Here is a 21,247-nt window from a genome sequence, read left to right as displayed (position 1 = left end):
TTCACGGGCCTTTTTTAAATATTCAAAACTTTGTTCAAGAAGTCTTGTGTTCTTGGGTTGTGGGGATTATTGAAGACTTGTTCTGGTGTCCCATCTTCTAAGATCTTTCCGCCATCGGTAAAGATGACACGGTCAGCCACTTCTTTAGCAAAACCCATTTCATGGGTTACGATGACCATGGTCATACCTTGTAGTGCCAAGTCCTTCATAACCTTCAAAACATCGCCAACCATTTCTGGGTCAAGAGCGGAAGTCGGTTCATCAAACAGCATCACATCAGGATTCATCGCCAACGCGCGGGCAATAGCCACACGTTGCTTTTGACCACCCGAAAGGCTATCTGGATAATCATCTTTCTTCTCAGCTAAACCTACTTGCTTCAGTAATTCAACACCGCGTTTTTGTGCTGCATCTTTTGATTCACCTTTTAGATCAAGGGGAGCCAACGTAATGTTCTCCAAAACAGTCAGGTGAGGGAACAAGTTGAAATGCTGGAATACCATACCGATATGCTGACGCACCAAGTTGATATCTGTATGTTTGTCCGTCAGGTCTTGTCCGTCAATGATGATCTCGCCAGATGTCGGTTCTTCCAAATGGTTCATACAGCGTAAAAAGGTACTTTTCCCAGAACCAGATGGACCGATGATACATACGACTTCACCTTCACTGATAGTGATATTTAAGTCATTTAAAACAGTGTTGTCGCCGAATTTTTTAACTAAATGATTTACAACGATTTTATTGCTTGCATTCTTTTCCATCTATTTCACCTTCTTATCTAAACGATTCGCTAACTTAGTCAAGATCGTGATCAAGATTAAGTACATGATTGCAATGATCAAGTAAACGTAAGAGCTTTGTGTTGTACGTGCAACGATGATCTTACCGGTTTGCAGCAATTCTACCACACCGATTGCTGAAATGATCGTCGTATCTTTCAAGCTGATAACAAACTGATTAATGAAAGAAGGGATCATGATTTTTACAGCTTGCGGTAAAATAATTTTCTGCATTGTCCGATTGTACGACAAACCTAAACTACGTGAAGCTTCCATTTGACCGACCGGAACGGCATTGATACCGCCACGTACGATTTCCGCGATATATGCACTAGCATTTAAGGTTAAGGTGATGATCCCGGCTGCGAAGTCAGGAATTTTGATTCCTGTGATCCCTGGTAAGCCGAAGAAAATAAAGAAGGCCAGTACCATCATAGGAATACCACGAATAATATCAATATAAACACCCGCTAGCAAACGCAAACCACGTACAGGGGATACACGGAACAACCCAAAGATCACTCCTAAAACTAAGGCTAAAGCAAACGATACTAATGCTAATACGATCGTTTTCCATAAACCTTCTAACAACGATTTATAATTGTTTTTCAACAATCCGGTAATCGTGGATTCGTCCACCGCGTCTTTCTTTTCTTCCTGACCGGAGCCGATGTATTTATTGACGATTTCATCGTATTCACCGGTACGTTTCATTTCTTTCAATGCTTCAGTAAACATTTCGCGAAGTTCAGGATTTTCACCTTTCTTCACGGCAAAGCCATATTCTCCGCCGACTTCACGTTTAATTGGTGTTTTTAACGCTTGGCCTTGCTTCACAGCGTAGCCGATTACTGGATAATCGTCCATCATGGCGTCGATTGATCCAACTTTCAAAGCATCATACAACTGATCAGCGGCATCGAAGCTCTTGATCGTGTAGCCATACTCGTCTTTGTGTGCTTCTAAGAAATCAGCACTCTCAGTGCCCACTTTTGCACCTACAGTTTTTCCTTTCAGATCTTTGTAGGCTTTAATATCGTTATCGTCTTTCCCAACGGCTAATTGAATGCCGCTCTGGAAGTAGGGGTCAGAAAAATCATAATTGGCTTTTCGTTCGTCCGTAATAGTCATTCCAGCAATCATACCATCTGCTTGACCAGATTCTAAGGCCTGCATCGCAGAAGAGAAACCAATGAATTTCATATCTAGTTTGAAGCCTTGAAGGTCTGCGGCACGTTTCAACAAGTCCACATCGATTCCCTTGTATTCACCATCGCTGTCCTTATATTCAAAAGGAGCAAAGGCGGAATCACTGGCAATAACATAAACATCCTTTTTAGGTTCGATTTTCTTCATGTCACCAGATGCGGCTTTATCACCTGAACCGGTAGAGATGTATTTGCTAACGATTTTATCGTACTCGCCATTCGCTTTTAAGTCTTTTAAGCCTTTATTGAATTTTTCCAACAATTCTTTATTTTCACCTTTTTTAACGGCGAAACCGTAGGAACTGCCTTTTTCTGGATCACCAATTAATTTAAAGGGCTGGCCATTCGTTACAGCGTAGCCGAGAACAGGGTAGTCATCGAAGATAGCTTCCACATTCCCGTTAGTCAACGCATTATACATAGCGTCTGCGGCTTCGTATTGCTTGACCTCATAACCGTATTTATCTTTATTGTTATTTAAAAATGTGGCACTTTCTGTCCCAATTTTCGCAGCAACTGTTTTTCCTTTTAAGTCATCGTAACCTTTGATATCTTTGTTGTCGTTTTTAACAGCCATTTGAATACCGCTGTCGAAATAAGGATCTGAAAAATCAAATGTTTTTTTGCGCTCATCCGTGATGCTCATTCCGGCAATCATACCGTCCAATTGATCAGACTGTACTCCTTGGATTGAACTGTCGAAGCCCAATGGACGCAGATCCACTTTAAAATTTTGATCTTTCGCAATTTGATTCAGTAAATCAACGTCGATCCCCACGTATTCACCATCTGAGTTTTGAAATTCAAACGGGGCAAAGGTTAAATCCGTCCCGATTTTATATGTTTTTTCCGCAGCATGTGTCTTGCTGGCAAAGCCAAGTGTGAATAGACTTGCCATTAAGAAAACAACAAATGGAATTAATTTGGTTTTTCTCATAATTATCCTCCTAATTACTTATCGTTTGTTTATTATATGTTAGTTTAAGGATAAAATACAAGTAGGTTCATTGTGAGATAGAAAAAAAGCGAAATATTCATAACATGGTATGTTAAAAAAGCTAACATGATGCTTTTTAAGAACTTCTTATGGTAAGAACAATAAATGGCGAAAATATGTTCGGTATGCTATAATTTTTGATGGAAAATAATTGCTTATTTAAATCAAAAAAGGGGGATTTTGTATGATTGAAAGAATGATGGACAATACGTTCGACCTTCATTCAAAATATCAGCCTGCTGGCGATCAGCCTGAGGCCATTTCACAATTAGCTGAAGGAGTCGTTGGCGGTAAAAAGGCACAAATCCTTTTAGGTGCTACCGGTACAGGGAAGACGTATACGATATCGAATGTTATAAAGGATGTAAATAAGCCCACTTTGATAATTGCCCACAATAAAACATTGGCTGGACAATTATACGGGGAATTTAAAGAATTCTTTCCTAACAACGCGGTGGAGTATTTCGTGAGTTACTATGATTATTATCAACCCGAGGCTTACGTGCCTTCTAGTGATACGTATATAGAAAAGGATTCAAGTATTAATGATGAGATCGATAAGCTGCGACATTCGGCAACAAGTTCATTGCTTGAGAGAAATGATGTCATCGTCGTCGCTTCCGTCTCATGTATCTTTGGTTTGGGTTCACCGAAGGAATACTTAGAACAAGTAGTTTCATTACGCGTGGGGATGGAAATGGACCGAAATCAATTGCTGCGCAATTTGATTGATATTCAATTCGAGAGAAATGATATTGATTTTCAACGTGGTCGCTTCCGCGTTCGTGGGGATGTCGTGGAGATCTTCCCAGCATCACGTGACGAGCGTGCTTTACGCGTTGAATTTTTCGGAGACGAAATTGAGCGAATTCGAGAAGTTGACGCTTTGACGGGGGAAATCACAGGTGAAACAGAACATGTCGCCATTTTCCCTGCGACCCACTTTTTAACCAATGAAGGTCACATGGAAGTAGCAATCAGCAATATTCAAAAAGAGCTAGCTGAACGTTTAGAGGTTCTTCGCAACGAGAATAAACTGTTGGAAGCACAACGCTTGGAACAACGCACTAATTATGACATTGAGATGTTGCGGGAAATGGGGTATACCTCAGGGATCGAAAACTACTCACGTCATATGGATGGGCGTAAAGAAGGCGAGCCGCCTTATACCTTGATCGACTTCTTTCCAGAAGACTTCCTATTAGTAGTCGATGAATCTCATGTTACGATGCCTCAAGTCCGTGGAATGTACAACGGAGACCGCGCGCGTAAGCAGATGCTTGTAGATTATGGGTTTCGATTGCCTTCAGCCTTGGACAACCGTCCATTGCGCTTAGAGGAATTTGAAGAGCGGGTGAACCAGATTGTTTATGTTTCAGCCACTCCAGGGCCATATGAACACGAGCAGACGGATACAGTAGTAGAACAAATCATTCGTCCAACAGGTTTATTAGACCCAGTCATTGAAGTAAGGCCGATCATGGGTCAAATTGATGACTTAGTTGGAGAAATCAACGAACGTTCAGAACGGAATGAACGAGTCTTTGTTACGACTTTGACAAAGAAAATGTCTGAAGATTTGACAGACTACTTCAAAGAGTTGGGGATTAAAGTCAAATACCTTCACAGCGATATAAAGACTTTGGAACGGACTGAAATTATACGGGACCTTCGTTTAGGAAAATTCGATGTGCTTGTCGGTATCAATCTTTTACGTGAAGGGCTTGATGTTCCTGAAGTTTCGTTGGTTGCGATATTAGATGCCGACAAAGAAGGCTTCTTACGTAGTGAGCGGTCATTAGTACAAACGATCGGACGTGCTGCCCGTAATTCAGAAGGCAGAGTAATTATGTATGCCGATAAGATCACGGATTCAATGCAGCGGGCGATGGATGAGACATCCCGTCGTCGTGGAATTCAGCAGCAATATAACGAGGAACACGACATTGAGCCGAAGACGATCATTAAAGAGATTCGTGATTTGATCTCAATTAGTAAAGTCGCTGAGGAAACGGAAAAATACGATGCGACATCCTTTGAGGAACTATCAAAATCGGAACGTAAAGAACTGATAGCGAAGATGGAAGATGAAATGCGTGAAGCCGCCAAAACACTTGATTTTGAAACGGCTGCGACTTTACGTGATACGATTTTAGAACTCAAAGCAGCAGAATAGACAAAATTGATTCGTAAGAGTATTCTAATTCCACTTTTTGCACCGGTATTCAAGCGGTCGTAAAAAGTGGAATAATAATATTAATAAATAAGAGTATCCTCTTTTTGTTCAGAAGAAGTGGATGCAGTAAATTGAAATAGGAGAAATAAATGGCGAATGATAAGATAGTAATTCATGGAGCGCGTGCTCACAATTTAAAAAATGTTGATGTGACGATTCCTCGTGACAAAATGGTGGTTGTTACTGGTTTGTCTGGTTCTGGAAAAAGCTCACTGGCCTTTGATACGTTATACGCAGAAGGTCAGCGTCGTTATGTAGAAAGCTTATCTGCTTATGCACGTCAATTTTTGGGTCAAATGGATAAGCCTGATGTTGATAGCATTGACGGTCTAAGTCCCGCAATCTCGATTGACCAAAAAACCACAAGTAAAAATCCGCGGTCAACTGTTGGTACAGTAACTGAGATCAATGATTATCTACGTCTGCTTTATGCACGTGTGGGTCATCCTATTTGTCCAAATGATCATATTGAGATTACTTCACAATCCGTTGAACAAATGGTAGACAAGGTTTTAGAATTGCCGGAACGTACGAAAATTCAAATTTTAGCACCTGTTGTCGCTAAGAAAAAAGGGCAGCATAAAAAAGTATTTGAAATGATTCAACGGGAAGGGTACGTTCGGATGCGTGTCGATGGTGAGTTGTATGATGTTTCCGATGCACCCGAATTAACGAAAAATAAAAAGCATGACATTGAAATCATTATCGACCGAATCGTTGTCAAGGAAGGCATTCGCTCACGCTTGTTTGATTCCTTTGAAGCCGCTTTGCGGTTAGCAGAAGGCTACGCTGTGGTTGATGTTATTGGTGAAAAGGAAATGCTCTTCAGTGAACATTATGCTTGTCCTTATTGTGGCTTTACGGTTGGCGAACTTGAACCTCGACTGTTCTCATTTAACGCGCCATTTGGGGCTTGTCCTGATTGTGACGGACTAGGTGTGAAACTAGAAGTGGATATGGATCTTGTTATTCCAGATCCAAGCAAGACCTTGCGAGAAGGGGCGTTGATTCCGTGGAACCCAATCAGCTCACAGTACTATCCTCAAATGCTAGAGCAAGCGTGCCTAAGCTTCGGGATTGATATGGATACTGCCTTTGAAGATTTGCCAAAAGAGCACCAAGAGATTATTTTGAATGGTTCAAATGGCGAGAACTTTCATTTTCATTATGAAAATGATTTCGGCGGTGTACGGGATGTTGAAGTTCCTTTTGAAGGTATCATCAATAACATCAATCGTCGTTACGCGGAGACAAATAGTGATTTCACTCGTGATCAAATGCGTTTATATATGACAGAATTGACTTGCCAGACCTGTCACGGGTATCGTTTGAACCCTCAAGCTTTGTCTGTGCAAATCAATGGCGAGAATATCGGTCAAGTGAGCGAAGACTCGATCAATGGCGCACTGGACTTTTTTGAAACAGTTGCTTTAAGCGAACAAGAAAAAGTAATCGCTAAACCAATTTTAAAAGAAATCGGAGATCGTCTGAGCTTCCTGCGAAATGTGGGTCTGGATTATCTGACATTAAGTCGGGCTTCTGGGACTTTATCTGGTGGTGAAGCACAACGTATCCGTCTAGCTACTCAAATTGGTTCAAATTTATCTGGCGTTCTTTACATTTTAGATGAACCTTCCATCGGCTTGCATCAACGAGATAATGATCGATTGATTGATTCGCTGAAGAAGATGCGTGATCTAGGAAACACGTTGATCGTAGTCGAGCATGACGAAGATACGATGCGTGCAGCTGATTATTTAATTGATGTCGGTCCGGGCGCTGGCGATCAAGGTGGTGAAATTGTCGCTGCTGGTACTCCTCAAGAAGTTGAGAACAATCCAAATTCTTTGACGGGACAGTATTTATCTGGAAAACGGGAAATCGCTGTTCCAAAAGAACGACGTAAGGGCAACGGCAAAAAAATCAAGGTCACTGGAGCAACAGAGAATAATTTGAAGAACATCGATGTAGAGTTCCCACTAGGAAAATTTGTTGCAGTGACAGGTGTTTCTGGTTCAGGGAAATCAACGTTAGTCAACCAAATTCTCAAAAAGGCACTTGCTCAAAAATTGAATCGCAACTCTAATAAACCAGGGAAATACAAGAAAATCACTGGCTATAAAACGATTGAGAAGTTGGTAGATATCGATCAAAGCCCGATTGGACGAACGCCACGGAGTAATCCAGCGACCTATACAAGTGTATTTGATGATATTCGTGATTTGTTTGCACAAACAAATGAAGCGAAAATCCGCGGCTACAAAAAAGGACGTTTCAGCTTTAATGTCAAAGGCGGACGCTGTGAAGCTTGTCGTGGCGATGGGATCATCAAAATTGAAATGCACTTTTTACCAGACGTTTACGTGCCATGTGAAGTTTGTCATGGGAAACGCTATAACTCTGAAACGTTAGAAGTACATTATAAAGGAAAGAACATTGCCGATATCTTAGAAATGACGGTAGAAGATGCAGTCGAATTCTTTAAACATATTCCTAAAATCCATCGTAAATTGAAAACAATCGTCGATGTAGGATTAGGTTATGTAACAATGGGACAACCGGCAACCACATTATCTGGCGGGGAAGCGCAACGGATGAAACTAGCTAGTGAGTTGCATAAGAATTCTAACGGGAAAAATTTCTATATTTTAGATGAACCCACAACTGGATTGCACACAGATGATATTGCACGTCTGCTGAAAGTTTTGGAACGATTTGTAGATGCTGGAAATACCGTTCTTGTTATTGAACATAACTTGGATGTGATCAAATCAGCGGATTATGTGATCGATCTTGGGCCAGAGGGCGGCGATGGCGGAGGGACTGTTTTAGCTACAGGAACTCCAGAGGAAATCGCGGAAGTAGAAGAAAGTTATACCGGATATTACTTAAAGCGCGTCTTAAAAAATAAATAACTGATAAAGCGTGATGCAAGCAAAGGATTCTCCTTTGCTTGCATTTTTCTTTATGGTATGATTATCGTTGATTTAGAATGAGAAGGTGTAAGAGAATATGAATGAAAAACAAAAATTTGTTCCAATTTTGTTAGGAAGCGACATCAACGTTTATGGTATGTCACGTTCTTTTCATGAAGCCTATGGAATTGTTTCTGAGGCTTATGCCGGCTTGCAACTGGCGCCGACAAAATATAGTAAAATTGTAAATGTACACGTTGTACCAGGATTTGATAAAGATCCTGTATTTATTGAACGAATGCGTGAGTTAGGGGAAAATACGTATAACGATCCAAATACGAAATATTTACTGATTGCTTGTGGTGATGGGTATGCAGAGTTAGTTTCACAGCATAAAGAAGAACTTTCTGAGTGGTTTATCTGCCCTTATATTGATTTCGATTTATTGCAACGTTTAATCAGTAAAGTGAGCTTTTATGAAATCTGTGAAAAATATGAGTTACCTTATCCAAACACATTTATAATCACTGGAGATATGCTTGAGGCTGGAAAATTAAAACAAGATTTGCCGTTTGACTTTCCTGTCGCATTGAAGCCTGCGAATAGTGTGGAATGGCTGTCTGTGGACTTCGAAGGCCGCAAAAAAGCGTTTATTTTAGACACTCGAGATGAGTTTGATACTATCATAGAGCGTATTTATGAGGCGGGTTATACTAGTGAAATGATTGCTCAAGACTTTATTCCGGGTGATGACAGTCATATGCGTGTGTTAAATGCCTATGTTGATAAAGATCATCAGGTGCGCATGATGTGTTTAGGGCACCCTCTTTTAGAAGATCCTTCACCGGAAGCAATTGGGAATTATGTAGCAATCATGCCTGAATATAATGAAAAAATTTATCAGACGATTAAAGAGTTTTTAGAAAAAATCAATTACACTGGTTTTGCGAATTTCGATATGAAGTATGACCCGCGTGATGGCGAATACAAATTATTTGAAATTAATTTGCGTCAAGGACGCAGCAGTTTCTTTGTGACGCTAAACGGATTTAATTTGGCACAATATGTCACAGAGGATCGCGTATTTGAGAAACCATTTAATGAAACGATTTATGGTAAAGCTGATCCGGCTACTTCTATGTTATGGATGGGTGTACCAAAAGGTGTATTTGAAAAGTTTGCAAGGAATAATGCAGATAAAGAAAAGGCCTTAGAACTAATCAAAAAAGATCAATGGGGGACAACCGTCTTTTACAAAAAGGATATGTCTTTGATGCGATGGATTTTAATGAAGTATATGTTCAGCAAATATAAAGGACGGTTTGATTTATTCTTTAAAGAGAAAGAAGGATAAAGATGGAAAATTTTTTCAGTATTCTTGGCGGCATGGGAACAATGGCGACAGAAAGTTTTATTCGGATTTTAAATCAAAGGACTCAAGCCCACAATGACCAAGAGTATTTAAATTATGTGATGTTCAATCATGCGACCGTTCCGGATCGAACAGCGTATATTTTGGATCATAAGCAAGACAATCCTTTGCCATATTTATTAGACGATATAAAGAAGCAGAATGTATTAAAGCCTGACTTCATAGTTCTGACATGCAATACCGCCCATTATTTCTTTGATGAGCTGCAGGGAGCAACAGAAATTCCATTATTGCACATGCCCCGTGAAGCAGTAACAGAGGTGGAAAAGCATCATCAACTTGGTGAAAAGATTGCTGTTCTAGCCACCGAAGGAACTATAACGGCGAAGGTATATCAGAATGAGTTAGAAGCGAAGGGGTTTGAAGTTCTCGTTCCTGATAAAGAACTTCAAGGAAAAGTGAATCACTTGATTTATCAAGATGTGAAAGAAAATGATTTTATCAACAGTGAGCTTTACTTGGAAATTCTTTCAGATGTGTTTGAAAAATATGGTTGTCAAAATGCAGTCTTAGGGTGTACCGAACTTTCTTTAGTTCAAGAGCTGACAGAAAATGTCCCTTATTCCGTGATTGATGCACAATCGATATTAGCAGACCGAACAATTGAGTTAGCATTAAAAAACAGATCTTCTATCTAGAAGGTCTGTTTTTTTATCATGTTCAACTCTCTTATGAAAAGGTAAAGAATGACAAATAAGTAGCAAAGACACGCCTGGAATGTTATAATTTTCAAGAGGCAAAAGAGAATTGCCTTTTTTTAACGCTTAAATCAAACTTCGAAGTATTCAGTTTTTGTAAGAAGAAACGAGGGACTAAAAATTTTTATACAAGTATCTTAATTATTGAGAGAGGAGTGACACAAATGACTGAGAGCTTACATTTGGTTGTCATTACAGGGATGAGTGGCGCAGGGAAAACAGTTGCTATTCAAAGTTTTGAGGATATGGGGTATTTCTGCGTGGATAATATGCCGCCAGGTTTGATCCCTAAATTCTGGGAGTTGATTCGAGAATCTGGAAAAGTTACAAAAATTGCTTTGGTAGTCGATTTAAGATCGCGCTCATTTTTCGAAGATATTCAAAACATGCTGATAGAAATTGAAAATACTGGATTCATTGATACAAGTATCTTGTTCTTGGATTGTTCGGATGAGGAGCTTGTTTCTCGCTATAAAGAAACTCGACGTGCGCATCCTCTTGCGATGGATGGAATGGTTTCGGAAGGCATCCGTAAAGAAAGAGCCATCTTGGAGGACTTAAAGACGCGAGCGACCTTAATGATCGATACGACTGATTTGACTCCAAGACAATTACGAGAAAAAATCAATCAATCGTTTAAGCAGCAGGACGACGTTGGGTTTCACGTTGAAGTGGTTTCTTTTGGATTCAAATACGGACTGCCGATTGATGCCGATATAGTTATGGATGTTCGCTTTTTGCCGAATCCGCATTATATACCTGAGTTGCGTCCGCAAACGGGCTTGGATAAGCCCGTTTATGACTATGTAATGTCCTTTCCTGAAACAGAGAGTTTTTACACAAACTTTGTCCGATTGGTCATGGATATCTTGCCAGGGTATATTAAAGAAGGAAAAAGTTCGTTAACAATTGCAATTGGGTGCACAGGTGGTCAGCACCGCTCCGTTGCATTGACAGAACGTGTTGGTAAAGCCATCAAGGATGCGAATTATAAGGTGAATATTACGCATCGTGACAAGGACAAGCGGAAAGAGACGGTGAATCGTTCATGAAAATGAAAACGTATCGTATCCGTAAACCAAAAATTGTTGTGATTGGCGGAGGCACAGGTCTTCCCGTTATTTTAAAAAGTTTGCGCAACCAAAGCGCGGACATTACAGCTGTAGTAACGGTTGCGGATGATGGCGGCAGCAGCGGTGAATTGCGCGATTCGATCGACATGGCTCCTCCAGGAGATTTAAGAAATGTATTGGCGGCGTTATCGGATATGCCGAAATTGTATGAAGACCTGTTTCAATATCGGTTTCATGAAGATGACAAATTTTTAGCAAACCATACAATTGGAAATCTATTGATCGCTGCTTTATCTGAAATGCGAAATAGTACCTACGAAGCAATCCAGTTACTTTCCATGATGATGCACGTGGATGGGCATATTTATCCCTCATCTGAAACGCCATTGGTCTTGCATGCTGATTTTGATGACGGGACGAGTGCAGTTGGGGAATCTAAAATCGCCCTTGACCGAAAGACGATCGAAAAAGTATACGTGACTGAAAAAAATGGTGAAAAGGCTGTTCATGCCGCACGCAAAGTTGTCCATGCGATCCATGAAGCCGATATGGTGGTTTTAGGTCCAGGTTCACTATTCACAAGCATCTTGCCCAATCTTGTCATTGAGGAGCTAGGTGAGGCTGTACGTACGACAAAAGCCGAGGTTGTTTATATCTGTAATATTATGACTCAAAAAGGCGAAACGGAACATTTTAGTGATGCAGATCATATTCGCGTACTGCATAAGCATCTCCAAAGTAACTTTATCAATACCGTTTTAGTCAATACTGAAAAGGTTCCAGAAGATTACATGGACCCTGAGATTTATGATGAATACTTAGTACAAGTTACTCATGATTTCAACGGCTTAAGAGAAGAAGGCTGTCGTGTTGTTTCCACTGACTTTTTGAAATTAAGAGACGGCGGTGTGTTCCACGACGGAGATAAAGTAGTGGATGAATTGTTCCGAATCGTTTTCGGAGCAAAGATTTAAAATAGAAAAGAAATAAGGAGGGCTCGTCATGTCTTTTGCAGCTGATGTAAAAAAAGAATTAACGAGTCTGACAGTCCAAAGAAATCTCGCGCAAGCTGAGCTGGCTGCGTTGATCCGCATGAACGGCTCGCTCAGCTTGAGCAATCATCAGTTTGTTTTAAATGTTCAAACGGAGAATGCGGCGATTGCTCGTCGGATATTTACGTTATTGAAAGAACATTATGATGTGCGTAGTGAGTTGCTGGTACGTCGGAAAATGAAGTTAAAGAAAAACAATGTCTATATCGTTAGACTAAAGCAAGAAACGCAGAAAATATTATTGGATCTCGATATTATGGACGGGTTAATGTTTCAATCGCATATTGCCGATGAGATAAAGCAGTCGGACGAGAAAACGCGAGCCTATTTAAGAGGCGCCTTTTTAGCATCTGGCTCGGTGAATAATCCTGAAACAAGTCGATACCATTTAGAAATTTCTTCCATTTACGAAGAACATAATCAAGATATATGTGATTTGCTAAATCAATTTGATCTGAATGCACGAACGCTCGAGCGGCGAAATGGATATATCACCTATCTAAAAGGCGCTGAGAAAATTGCCGACTTTTTAACATTGATAGGTGCAACGAATTCAATGCTCAAATTTGAAGACGTACGTATTGTGCGGGATATGCGAAACTCTGTGAACCGTCTCGTCAACTGTGAGACGGCTAATATGAATAAAACCATCGATGCGGCATCAAAACAGATCGAGAATATCCATTTTATTGAAACGACAGTCGGACTACAATCGTTACCCGAAAAGTTACAAGAAATCGCCGAATTAAGAATTCAAAACCCAGAAATCAGTTTAAAAGAGTTAGGCGAGATGATTCCCTCAGGAGCAATTTCTAAATCGGGAATCAATCACCGAATTCGTAAAATCAATGATTTCGCTGATAATTTGCGAAAGAAAACCGTTTGATTCTAGTCAAACGGTTTTTTTCTTATTCAGCGATATAAGCTAGTAATGTTTTTTCATCAATTGATTCGTCAAAGATGTGTTCCTCTAAAACGATGGTTGGTACAAATTTGATGTTGGCTTGCTCAGCTTCGTTGCGAATCTCAATTTGCAAGTTTTGATTGGCTTGTTGAGTAAAATGCAAGGTTTCCTCGGCGTATTTAGCAACTGCTTCAAGCCCTAAATTTCCCCACGTTGCTTGAGTTTCAAATGCTTGTTGAAGCTGTATTAAAGTCTTTTTAGGATCTGCACTAATATACTCGTGCATGATGTTCCCAGGTTGCAAACTAGTCTTATCTTTATCTAATAATTTGATTACTCGTTGAACCTTTTCTTCAGCTACTGCTGTATTCAGCGTATCATAGGATTCTTCAAACCACTGCTTGCAATAGGGACACCGCAGATTAATAAATTCGATTAATCGTTTTGGTGCTGAATCTGAACCTATTTTGATGCCATTAAAATCATTCACTAAGTTTCCTTTTATAACAGAAATATCCATGTAAACAACACGTCCTTTCCTTTATTAGTGTACAAAATTTTAATGAGAAAACAAACTCTTTTCATACAAATAAGTAAAAAAGGTCCAACTCTTTATTGAAAATAAAAGTAGTTAGTTTATAATGAATCCGTTGTTATAAAGAGTATAAGAATGCCAATCATTAATTATTGTAAAGAAATCGGAAATTTTTTATTCAAAAAGAAAGTTGTTTTATAAAGGAGGAGAATTATGCGTAAGAAAAAAACGATGGATGGAAACACAGCTGCTGCTTATATTTCCTATGCATTTACAGAGTTAGCCGCAATTTATCCAATCACTCCTAGCTCGACAATGGCTGAACTTGTGGATCAATGGGCTTCACAAGGAAAGAAGAATATATTTGGTCAACCAGTGTCAATCACTGAGATGCAATCGGAAGCAGGGGCTGCTGGTGGCGTCCATGGGGCGTTAAAAACAGGCGCATTGACAACGACGTATACCGCTTCACAGGGATTGTTGCTAATGATTCCGAATATGTATAAGATTGCTGGCGAATTGCTACCGGGTGTTTTTCATGTTGCTAGCCGTGCCGTAACTACAAATGCACTAAATATCTTTGGGGATCACGGCGATGTAATGGCTGCTCGTCAAACGGGTTTTGCTATGTTGCAAGAGAGCAGCGTCCAAGAAGTAATGGACCTGTCTGCGGTAGCTCACTTGGCTGCAATCGAAGGCAGCCTGCCATTTATGAACTTCTTTGACGGGTTCCGTACAAGTCATGAAATTCAAAAAATTGAAGTATTAGATTACGAAGAATTGGCACCCTTGATTGATCAAGAAAAATTGAAAGCATTCCGCAAGCGCAGTATGAATCCCAATCATCCAACGATCAGCGGGACAAACCAAAATCCGGATGTCCATTTTCAACAACGGGAAACGGTCAATCAATACTATGACGAATTACCTGCAATTGTTCAAAAATATATGTTTGAGATCAATAAACTACGTGGAACTAGCTATGATTTAGTTACCTATTATGGTGCAGAAGATGCTGAAGAAGTGATCGTAGCAATGGGCTCTGTCGCTCAAACGATCGAACAAACAGTAGACTACTTGAATGCAAACGGCCGTAAAGTAGGGTTTTTGAACATTCATTTGTATCGTCCATTCCCAACGGAAAACTTTTTAGAAAAATTGCCTGATACGGTGAAGTCGATCGCTGTTTTAGACCGCTCCAAAGAGCCGGGTGCAGATGGAGAACCACTTTTGTTGGATGTCCAAGGGGTGATGTATGAAGCGGATGTTCGTCCTAAGATTATTGGCGGTCGTTTTGGACTGGGTTCAAAGGATGTAACACCTGATCAAATAATCGCTGTGTATGATGAGCTGTTAAAAGATAAAAAAGAAGCGAAAAAAAGATTTACGATCGGTATTGTTGATGATGTCACTCATATGTCGCTGGCGACAAAAGGCATTCTCGATTTGACCAATCCAACCACTTTCCAAGCAAAATTCTGGGGATTTGGCTCGGATGGCACAGTGGGTGCAAACAAGTCAGCGATTAAGATTATTGGAGATCACACGGATAAATATGCTCAAGGGTACTTTAGCTATGACTCTAAAAAATCTGGTGGGTTAACAGTTTCACATTTACGCTTTGGAGATACACCGATCCGGTCGACCTATCTAGTGGAAAGTGCGGATTTTATTGCCTGTCATACGCCTGCTTATATTCATACGTATGATCTATTAAAAGGGTTAAAACCAGGCGGCACCTTCTTAATGAATACGATGTGGAACGATAAACAGATTGATACGTTGCTTCCGGCGAAAATGAAACGCCACATCGCTGAAAATGACATTAAGTTCTATACTATCAACGCAGCAAAACTTGCGATGGATGTCGGGCTCGGATCGCGCATCAACACAGTTATGCAGACGGCATTTTTCAGTTTGACAGGCATTATTCCTTTTGATGAAGTATTAGATATTTTGAAGGATGAGGCAGATAAGAGTTACCGTCGCAAATCGTTGGAGATTGTAGAAAAAAATATCGCAGCGATTGACCAAACGATTGAATTGCTGCATCAAGTGGATGTTCCGCAAACATGGAAAATACTTGAAGTTCCAAATCCTGTGCGCAAGTCTCCTGTTTCTCAATATGTGGAACAAATCGTAGAACCAATCAATTCTCAACAGGGAAATGATCTAACTGTTAACGATTTAGTAGCCAATGGCATGACGGATGGGACTATACCGACGGGGACAACCAAATTTGAGAAACGCGGGGTTGCCTTAGAGGTACCTCATTGGATCAGTGACCGTTGTACAATGTGCAACGAATGTTCATTTGTTTGTCCACATGCGGCGATTCGGCCATTTTTAGCAGATGATGACGAAATGGAAGAAGCACCAGAAGGCTACATTGTTCGTGAAATGCGCGGTGCTGATGGCTTGAAATATCGCATCCAAGTATCTGTTGAAGATTGTACAGGCTGCGGCCTTTGCGTTGAAGCGTGTCCGGCAAAAGGGAAAGCATTAGTGATGAAACCCTATGAAGAGGAAAAAGAGCAGGCGATCAACTGGGCGTTCTCTATGACGTTAAAACAAAAAGCCAATCCAGCGAAAACAAATTCTGTTTTAGGCTCTCAATTTAACCAACCGCTGCTTGAATTCTCAGGTGCCTGTGCGGGCTGTGGGGAAACCCCTTATGTTAAATTGATGACACAAATGTTTGGCGATCGAATGATGATCGCAAACGCAACAGGTTGTTCTTCTATATGGGGGGCTGCTGCTCCTGTAAGTCCATATACAACTAATGAGCAAGGCCAAGGCCCTGCATGGTCTAATTCCTTGTTTGAAGACAACGCTGAGTATGGATACGGAATGTTCTTAGCAAATCAGACACGACGGAAAGAATTAGCTGACAAAATGAATGAAGTACTAGACATGGTTTCCGTTGATTTACGAGAGTTGATGGAAGACTGGATGGACCACATGTTTGAATCGGAAGGAACGCAGCAGCGTGCGAAGAAATTGACAGCAGCGCTTGAAGCGGAGGGCTTATCCGACCCTAAACTAGCAGATATCTACGAAAACCGAGATCTTTTTGTCAAAATCAGCCAATGGATGTTCGGTGGAGATGGCTGGGCGTATGATATTGGCTTTGGCGGGATCGACCATATTTTGGCAAGCGGTGCTGACGTGAACATCTTAGTAATGGATAATGAGGTCTATTCCAACACAGGTGGACAAACATCCAAGGCAACGCCAGCTTCAGCTATTGCGAAGTTTTCTGCTGGTGGGAAATACCAATCGAAAAAAGACTTAGGTATGATGGCGATGACTTACGGCAATGTGTATGTGGCTCAAATCGCTTCTGGTGCAAACCAAATGCAAACCATCAAAGCGTTAGAGGAAGCTGAAAAATTCCCTGGACCATCATTGATCATTGCTTATACGCCATGTATTAATCATGGTTTGCGTGGTGGAATGAGTAAAACACTGCAAGAAGCAAAAGAAGCAGTCAATTCAGGTTATTGGTCATTGTATCGTTACAATCCGTTACAACGTGAAAAAGGAAAAAATCCTATGACGTTGGATTATAAAAAACCAAACTTTGACGAGATGATTGGTTTCATGAAACAACAAACGCGATTCTCTGCTTTGGAAAGAATTCAACCAGACGATGCGCAACGTCTATACCATAAGACCGTTACTGATGCACAGACACGTTTTTATAACTATGCTCGTTTAGCAGGGCAAGAGGAAAAAATTCGTGCAAAATTAGAAGGATCAACTGTGGAGGTTGAGCAAGCAGCAGTCGCTGCAAAGCCAAAGCGTGAACGGAAAGTTGACCCAGAGGCGGAAGCTCGGCGTGCAGCCCGAAGAGCAGCTCGTGCAGAAAAACGGAATAAGTAAAATTAAAGAGTCTCAGGTTGCTGAGGCTCTTTTTCCTGCTTTATTTTATGCTAGACCTTTACCACTGTGGTATAATTGTAGAGAATTTTGGATAGAAAGAGAGGTTATCTATGCCTAGTCGTCTAATAGAATTATTCAGACCGGAATATTGGCTTAGCTTTTTTTCTGAGAATCTTTCAACATGGGATATCATCGTCAACCTTTTAGATATATTTGTAGTTTGGTTTTTGATTTATCGTTTGTTTGAACTTGTTCGCGGAACGAAGGCCGTCCAATTAATTAAAGGTGTGGCGATTTTTATCGGTATCCGAATCGTGGCTGAGTTTATAGGCTTGCATACATTGTCATGGTTGATGAATCAGATCATCACTTATGGTGTGATTGCAGCGATTGTTATTTTTCAGCCAGAAGTCAGACGAGGCTTGGAACATTTAGGTCGGAGTTCCTTCTTTAAAACAACAAAAAAAGAGGAACGCGATGACGAACGAATGATCTTGGCTTTTGACAAGGCGATTCAATACATGTCAAAAAGAAAAATCGGCGCGCTAGTAACGATTCAACGATTTACAGGATTAGAAGAATACATAGAAACAGGTATTCCTTTAGATGCTGATATTACCGGAGAGCTATTGATCAATATCTTTATACCGAACACCCCATTGCATGATGGTGCCGTTATCGTAAAAAATGGGAAGCTTGCAGTTGCTTCAGCCTATTTGCCGCTTTCTGATAGTATGTTGATACCAAAAGAATTTGGGACTCGTCACAGAGCCGCAGTTGGGATCAGCGAGGTCAGCGATGCCTTGACATTTATCGTCTCTGAAGAAACCGGCGGCGTCAGTATCACTTTAAACAATGATTTCTTGCATGATTTATCTCAAGAAGAATACCTAGCGGTGATGCGTAGAGAATTATTACCTGACGAAAAAAATGCTGGTAAAAAGAGCCTTTTACAAACCTTTTTAGAGGGTTTGACTAAAGGAGGCCAAAAATGAGAATCCGATTCAAAAAAAGCAATGTGCCCTATATGCTGATTTCTTTAGTGTTCAGCTTGATTTTGTTTTTTAATGTAAACAGTCAAAATTTCAGTCGTTTGATCTCTTCTGAAACAAGCTATGAGGAATCCATTCAAAATGTACCAATTACAGTGCTTTATGATTCAAACGAGTATTTTGTTCACGGTTTTTCTTCTAATGTGTCCGTAAAATTGAGTGGAGCAAACCGCATTCAATTGAACAAGGAAATGGATCCTGACACGCGAGACTTCAGCGTGGTCGCGGATTTAAAAAATTTAACCTCTGGGACACATGAGGTTCGCTTAAAAACGAGAAATCTTTCAAGCTCACTTTTTGCAACCATTGAACCGGAAACAATATCGATTACAGTCGAGAAAAAAGTAAAAAAACAATTTGATATATCGCCTATTTTAAGCAGCAATACTAGCAATAACGGATTAAAAGTAGGAGAAATGACGACACAGCCGCAAAAAGTGGAGATTACTACTGGTGAAGATACAATGAAAGAAATTGATCGTGTCGTAGCCTCTGTAGACAGCAATAAGTTGACTGCAAGTCAAGATAGCTTTCAAGCACCGGTTCAAGCATTGAATGCGAGTGGAGAAGCGTTGCCTATTCAATCAGATCCGCAGAATGTGACAGTCAATTTTGAAATTCAAACCCCAAGTAAAGAGGTTTCGCTTTATCCTATTCAAGAAGGTGATCTGCCTTCAGCGGTAGAAAATGTAAAGATTGATTTGAATCGCACGAAGGCTACAATTACTGGCGCTCAGTCTGTAATTGATCAAATAGACAGTATCGGTATTCCAGTCGATGTAAGTCAGCTTCAAGGAACGGTGAAGAAGTTTATCGATATACCAGTATCTGGTGAATATCAAGTAAATCCTAAGACAGTAAGTGCGCAGGTGACACCTGCCTTTAAAAAATCACAAGAATCAGAAACAAGCAGTGCAAATCATCCTAGTTCGTCGACAGAAACGAGCACTCATCCGGCTAGTTCCAGCAAGTCTTCAACGACTTCGGAAACAATTAGTACTCAAAGTGACAGCGTTCAAGAAGAGTCGACCAATCAATCTACAAACTAGATGAAGAAGGGAAATATAATTAAATGGGTAAATATTTTGGAACAGATGGCGTACGCGGAATTGCGAATAAGGAATTAACACCTGAACTAGCGTTTAAATTGGGCCGTTGCGGCGGGTATGTATTGAGCCAGCATCATGAAAGCGAAGAGCGCCCTCGCGTGTTGGTAGGGCGAGACACTCGGATTTCAGGAGAATTGTTGGAAACAGCCTTAATTTCAGGGCTGTTGTCAGTAGGGATCGAAGTTTTCCAATTAGGCGTTATTTCAACGCCAGGTGTCGCTTATTTAACAAGATTACAAAAAGCGTCAGCGGGAGTCATGATTTCGGCTTCACACAATCCTGCTGAAGATAATGGAATTAAGTTCTTCGGTGGAGACGGATTCAAGCTAGTTGATGAACAAGAGGCTGAAATTGAAGCGTTGATTGATGCTGAAGAGGATACGCTGCCTCGTCCATCTGCTGAGGGATTAGGAACACTCGATGAATTCCATGAAGGACTTTTGAAGTATTCACAATTTCTAGTTCAAACGATTTCTGGTGATCTTTCTGGATTGACCGTTTGTGTCGATGCAGCAAATGGGGCCACTTCAACAAGTGTGAATCGTTTGTTTGCTGATTTAGAAACAGACTTTTATACTATGGGGACCTCTCCAAACGGCTTGAACATTAATGCGGGTGTAGGATCAACGCATCCAGAAACACTAGCGAAAATGGTCGTTGAAAAGGGCGCCGATGCTGGTTTAGCATTCGATGGTGATGGCGACCGAGTGATCGCAGTCGATGAATTAGGGAATATTATCGACGGTGATCGTATCATGTTTATCTGTGCGAAATATTTAGCAGGGCGCAAACGATTGAAAAAGGATACTGTCGTAACCACGGTTATGAGTAATCTTGGCTTCCATAAAGCAATCGAAGAGATTGGATTAGAAGATGTTATCACACAAGTTGGCGATCGTTACGTTGTCGAAGAGATGCGTAAGAATGATTATAACCTTGGAGGCGAACAATCAGGACACGTGTTGTTCTTAGATTACAATACGACTGGCGATGGCATGCTGACAGGTGTTCAATTGTTAAACATCATGAAGCAAACAGGGAAGAAGCTTTCTGAATTAGCTTCAGAAGTAACGATTTATCCGCAAAAACTTGTTAATATTCGTGTGAGTGACAAGTATGGTGCGATGGACGTTCCTGCAATCAAGCAAGCTATTGAAGAAGCAGAAGCAGAAATGAACGGCGATGGCCGTATCTTAGTCCGCCCTTCAGGAACGGAGCCTTTATTGCGAGTAATGGCTGAAGCACCTACAGACGAGAAAGTCGATTATTATGTAGAAAAAATTGCGGCAGTTGTACGTGAAGAGATTGGATTAGATTAAAATGAAAGCACTCGGTCGTGTTTAGACCGAGTGCTTTTTTTGTGTTTTTA

The 21,247-nt window shown here is 40.6% G+C and carries 14 protein-coding genes; 11 read left to right on the top strand and 3 right to left on the bottom strand.

Annotation, left to right across the window (positions count from 1 at the left end; all coding sequences use genetic code 11):
* Positions 1-14 precede the first annotated feature (14 nt).
* Positions 15-764, bottom strand: a complete 750-nt coding sequence (locus IGI66_RS07900; protein ID WP_438848394.1) for an amino acid ABC transporter ATP-binding protein — start codon at positions 762-764, stop codon at positions 15-17.
* Complete coding sequence (locus IGI66_RS07895; protein ID WP_438848392.1) at positions 765-2,927, bottom strand: amino acid ABC transporter substrate-binding protein/permease; 2,163 nt, start codon at positions 2,925-2,927, stop codon at positions 765-767.
* Positions 2,928-3,171: 244 nt separating this feature from the next.
* On the opposite strand from IGI66_RS07895, the gene uvrB reads away from it, so the two are divergent.
* From uvrB to whiA, 7 genes are all read left to right on the top strand, one after another.
* A complete protein-coding gene (gene uvrB / locus IGI66_RS07890) occupies positions 3,172-5,163 on the top strand; it encodes an excinuclease ABC subunit UvrB (RefSeq protein ID WP_086303688.1) in 1,992 nt (663 codons plus the stop codon).
* Positions 5,164-5,312: 149 nt separating this feature from the next.
* On the top strand, positions 5,313-8,138 hold the full coding sequence (gene uvrA, locus IGI66_RS07885; protein ID WP_316406742.1) for an excinuclease ABC subunit UvrA: 2,826 nt from the start codon (positions 5,313-5,315) through the stop codon (positions 8,136-8,138).
* Positions 8,139-8,235: 97 nt separating this feature from the next.
* Entirely contained in the window at positions 8,236-9,492 is a 1,257-nt protein-coding gene (locus tag IGI66_RS07880) for a carboxylate--amine ligase (protein WP_438848390.1), read from the top strand.
* 2 nt (positions 9,493-9,494) lie between these two features.
* On the top strand, positions 9,495-10,208 hold the full coding sequence (locus IGI66_RS07875) for an amino acid racemase (protein WP_288226340.1): 714 nt from the start codon (positions 9,495-9,497) through the stop codon (positions 10,206-10,208).
* Positions 10,209-10,432: 224 nt separating this feature from the next.
* A complete protein-coding gene (gene rapZ, locus IGI66_RS07870; protein WP_010780604.1) occupies positions 10,433-11,320 on the top strand; it encodes an RNase adapter RapZ in 888 nt (295 codons plus the stop codon).
* The gene (locus tag IGI66_RS07865) at positions 11,317-12,315 is read left to right on the top strand and encodes a gluconeogenesis factor YvcK family protein (RefSeq protein WP_010780605.1); all 999 of its coding nucleotides are present in this window, start codon (positions 11,317-11,319) and stop codon (positions 12,313-12,315) included. Before rapZ ends, IGI66_RS07865 begins: the two co-directional genes overlap by 4 nt.
* A gap of 28 nt (positions 12,316-12,343) precedes the next feature.
* A complete protein-coding gene (whiA, locus tag IGI66_RS07860; protein WP_010780606.1) occupies positions 12,344-13,279 on the top strand; it encodes a DNA-binding protein WhiA in 936 nt (311 codons plus the stop codon).
* Positions 13,280-13,301: 22 nt separating this feature from the next.
* Here whiA and IGI66_RS07855 read toward each other — a convergent pair whose 3' ends face one another.
* Positions 13,302-13,817, bottom strand: a complete 516-nt coding sequence (locus tag IGI66_RS07855) for a thioredoxin domain-containing protein (RefSeq protein ID WP_288226345.1) — start codon at positions 13,815-13,817, stop codon at positions 13,302-13,304.
* Positions 13,818-14,045: 228 nt separating this feature from the next.
* On the opposite strand from IGI66_RS07855, the gene nifJ reads away from it, so the two are divergent.
* From nifJ to glmM, 4 genes are all read left to right on the top strand, one after another.
* Positions 14,046-17,717, top strand: a complete 3,672-nt coding sequence (gene nifJ / locus IGI66_RS07850; RefSeq protein WP_438848386.1) for a pyruvate:ferredoxin (flavodoxin) oxidoreductase — start codon at positions 14,046-14,048, stop codon at positions 17,715-17,717.
* A 110-nt stretch (positions 17,718-17,827) separates the two neighbouring features.
* Complete coding sequence (cdaA, locus tag IGI66_RS07845; RefSeq protein WP_010780609.1) at positions 17,828-18,712, top strand: diadenylate cyclase CdaA; 885 nt, start codon at positions 17,828-17,830, stop codon at positions 18,710-18,712.
* Complete coding sequence (locus IGI66_RS07840) at positions 18,709-19,818, top strand: CdaR family protein (protein ID WP_438848383.1); 1,110 nt, start codon at positions 18,709-18,711, stop codon at positions 19,816-19,818. Before cdaA ends, IGI66_RS07840 begins: the two co-directional genes overlap by 4 nt.
* Before the next feature lie 23 nt (positions 19,819-19,841).
* A complete protein-coding gene (gene glmM, locus IGI66_RS07835) occupies positions 19,842-21,197 on the top strand; it encodes a phosphoglucosamine mutase (RefSeq protein ID WP_316406738.1) in 1,356 nt (451 codons plus the stop codon).
* The last annotated feature ends 50 nt before the right edge of the window (positions 21,198-21,247 follow it).

It is taken from the genome of Enterococcus sp. AZ048, assembly GCF_051715125.1.
In the GTDB taxonomy this organism is placed as follows: Bacteria; Bacillota; Bacilli; order Lactobacillales; family Enterococcaceae; genus Enterococcus_A; species Enterococcus_A gilvus.
The sequence above is the reverse complement of the archived record's forward strand: the minus strand, read 5'-3'. Positions and strand labels throughout refer to the sequence as shown.

Bases quoted from the DNA above. Each gene is read 5' to 3' on its own strand.
- IGI66_RS07900 (WP_438848394.1), bottom strand. From the start codon at position 764: ATGGAAAAGAATGCAAGCAATAAAATCGTTGTAAATCATTTAGTTAAA.
- IGI66_RS07895 (WP_438848392.1), bottom strand. From the start codon at position 2,927: ATGAGAAAAACCAAATTAATTCCATTTGTTGTTTTCTTAATGGCAAGT.
- uvrB (WP_086303688.1), top strand. From the start codon at position 3,172: ATGATTGAAAGAATGATGGACAATACGTTCGACCTTCATTCAAAATAT.
- uvrA (WP_316406742.1), top strand. From the start codon at position 5,313: ATGGCGAATGATAAGATAGTAATTCATGGAGCGCGTGCTCACAATTTA.
- IGI66_RS07880 (WP_438848390.1), top strand. From the start codon at position 8,236: ATGAATGAAAAACAAAAATTTGTTCCAATTTTGTTAGGAAGCGACATC.
- IGI66_RS07875 (WP_288226340.1), top strand. From the start codon at position 9,495: ATGGAAAATTTTTTCAGTATTCTTGGCGGCATGGGAACAATGGCGACA.
- rapZ (WP_010780604.1), top strand. From the start codon at position 10,433: ATGACTGAGAGCTTACATTTGGTTGTCATTACAGGGATGAGTGGCGCA.
- IGI66_RS07865 (WP_010780605.1), top strand. From the start codon at position 11,317: ATGAAAATGAAAACGTATCGTATCCGTAAACCAAAAATTGTTGTGATT.
- whiA (WP_010780606.1), top strand. From the start codon at position 12,344: ATGTCTTTTGCAGCTGATGTAAAAAAAGAATTAACGAGTCTGACAGTC.
- IGI66_RS07855 (WP_288226345.1), bottom strand. From the start codon at position 13,817: ATGGATATTTCTGTTATAAAAGGAAACTTAGTGAATGATTTTAATGGC.
- nifJ (WP_438848386.1), top strand. From the start codon at position 14,046: ATGCGTAAGAAAAAAACGATGGATGGAAACACAGCTGCTGCTTATATT.
- cdaA (WP_010780609.1), top strand. From the start codon at position 17,828: ATGCCTAGTCGTCTAATAGAATTATTCAGACCGGAATATTGGCTTAGC.
- IGI66_RS07840 (WP_438848383.1), top strand. From the start codon at position 18,709: ATGAGAATCCGATTCAAAAAAAGCAATGTGCCCTATATGCTGATTTCT.
- glmM (WP_316406738.1), top strand. From the start codon at position 19,842: ATGGGTAAATATTTTGGAACAGATGGCGTACGCGGAATTGCGAATAAG.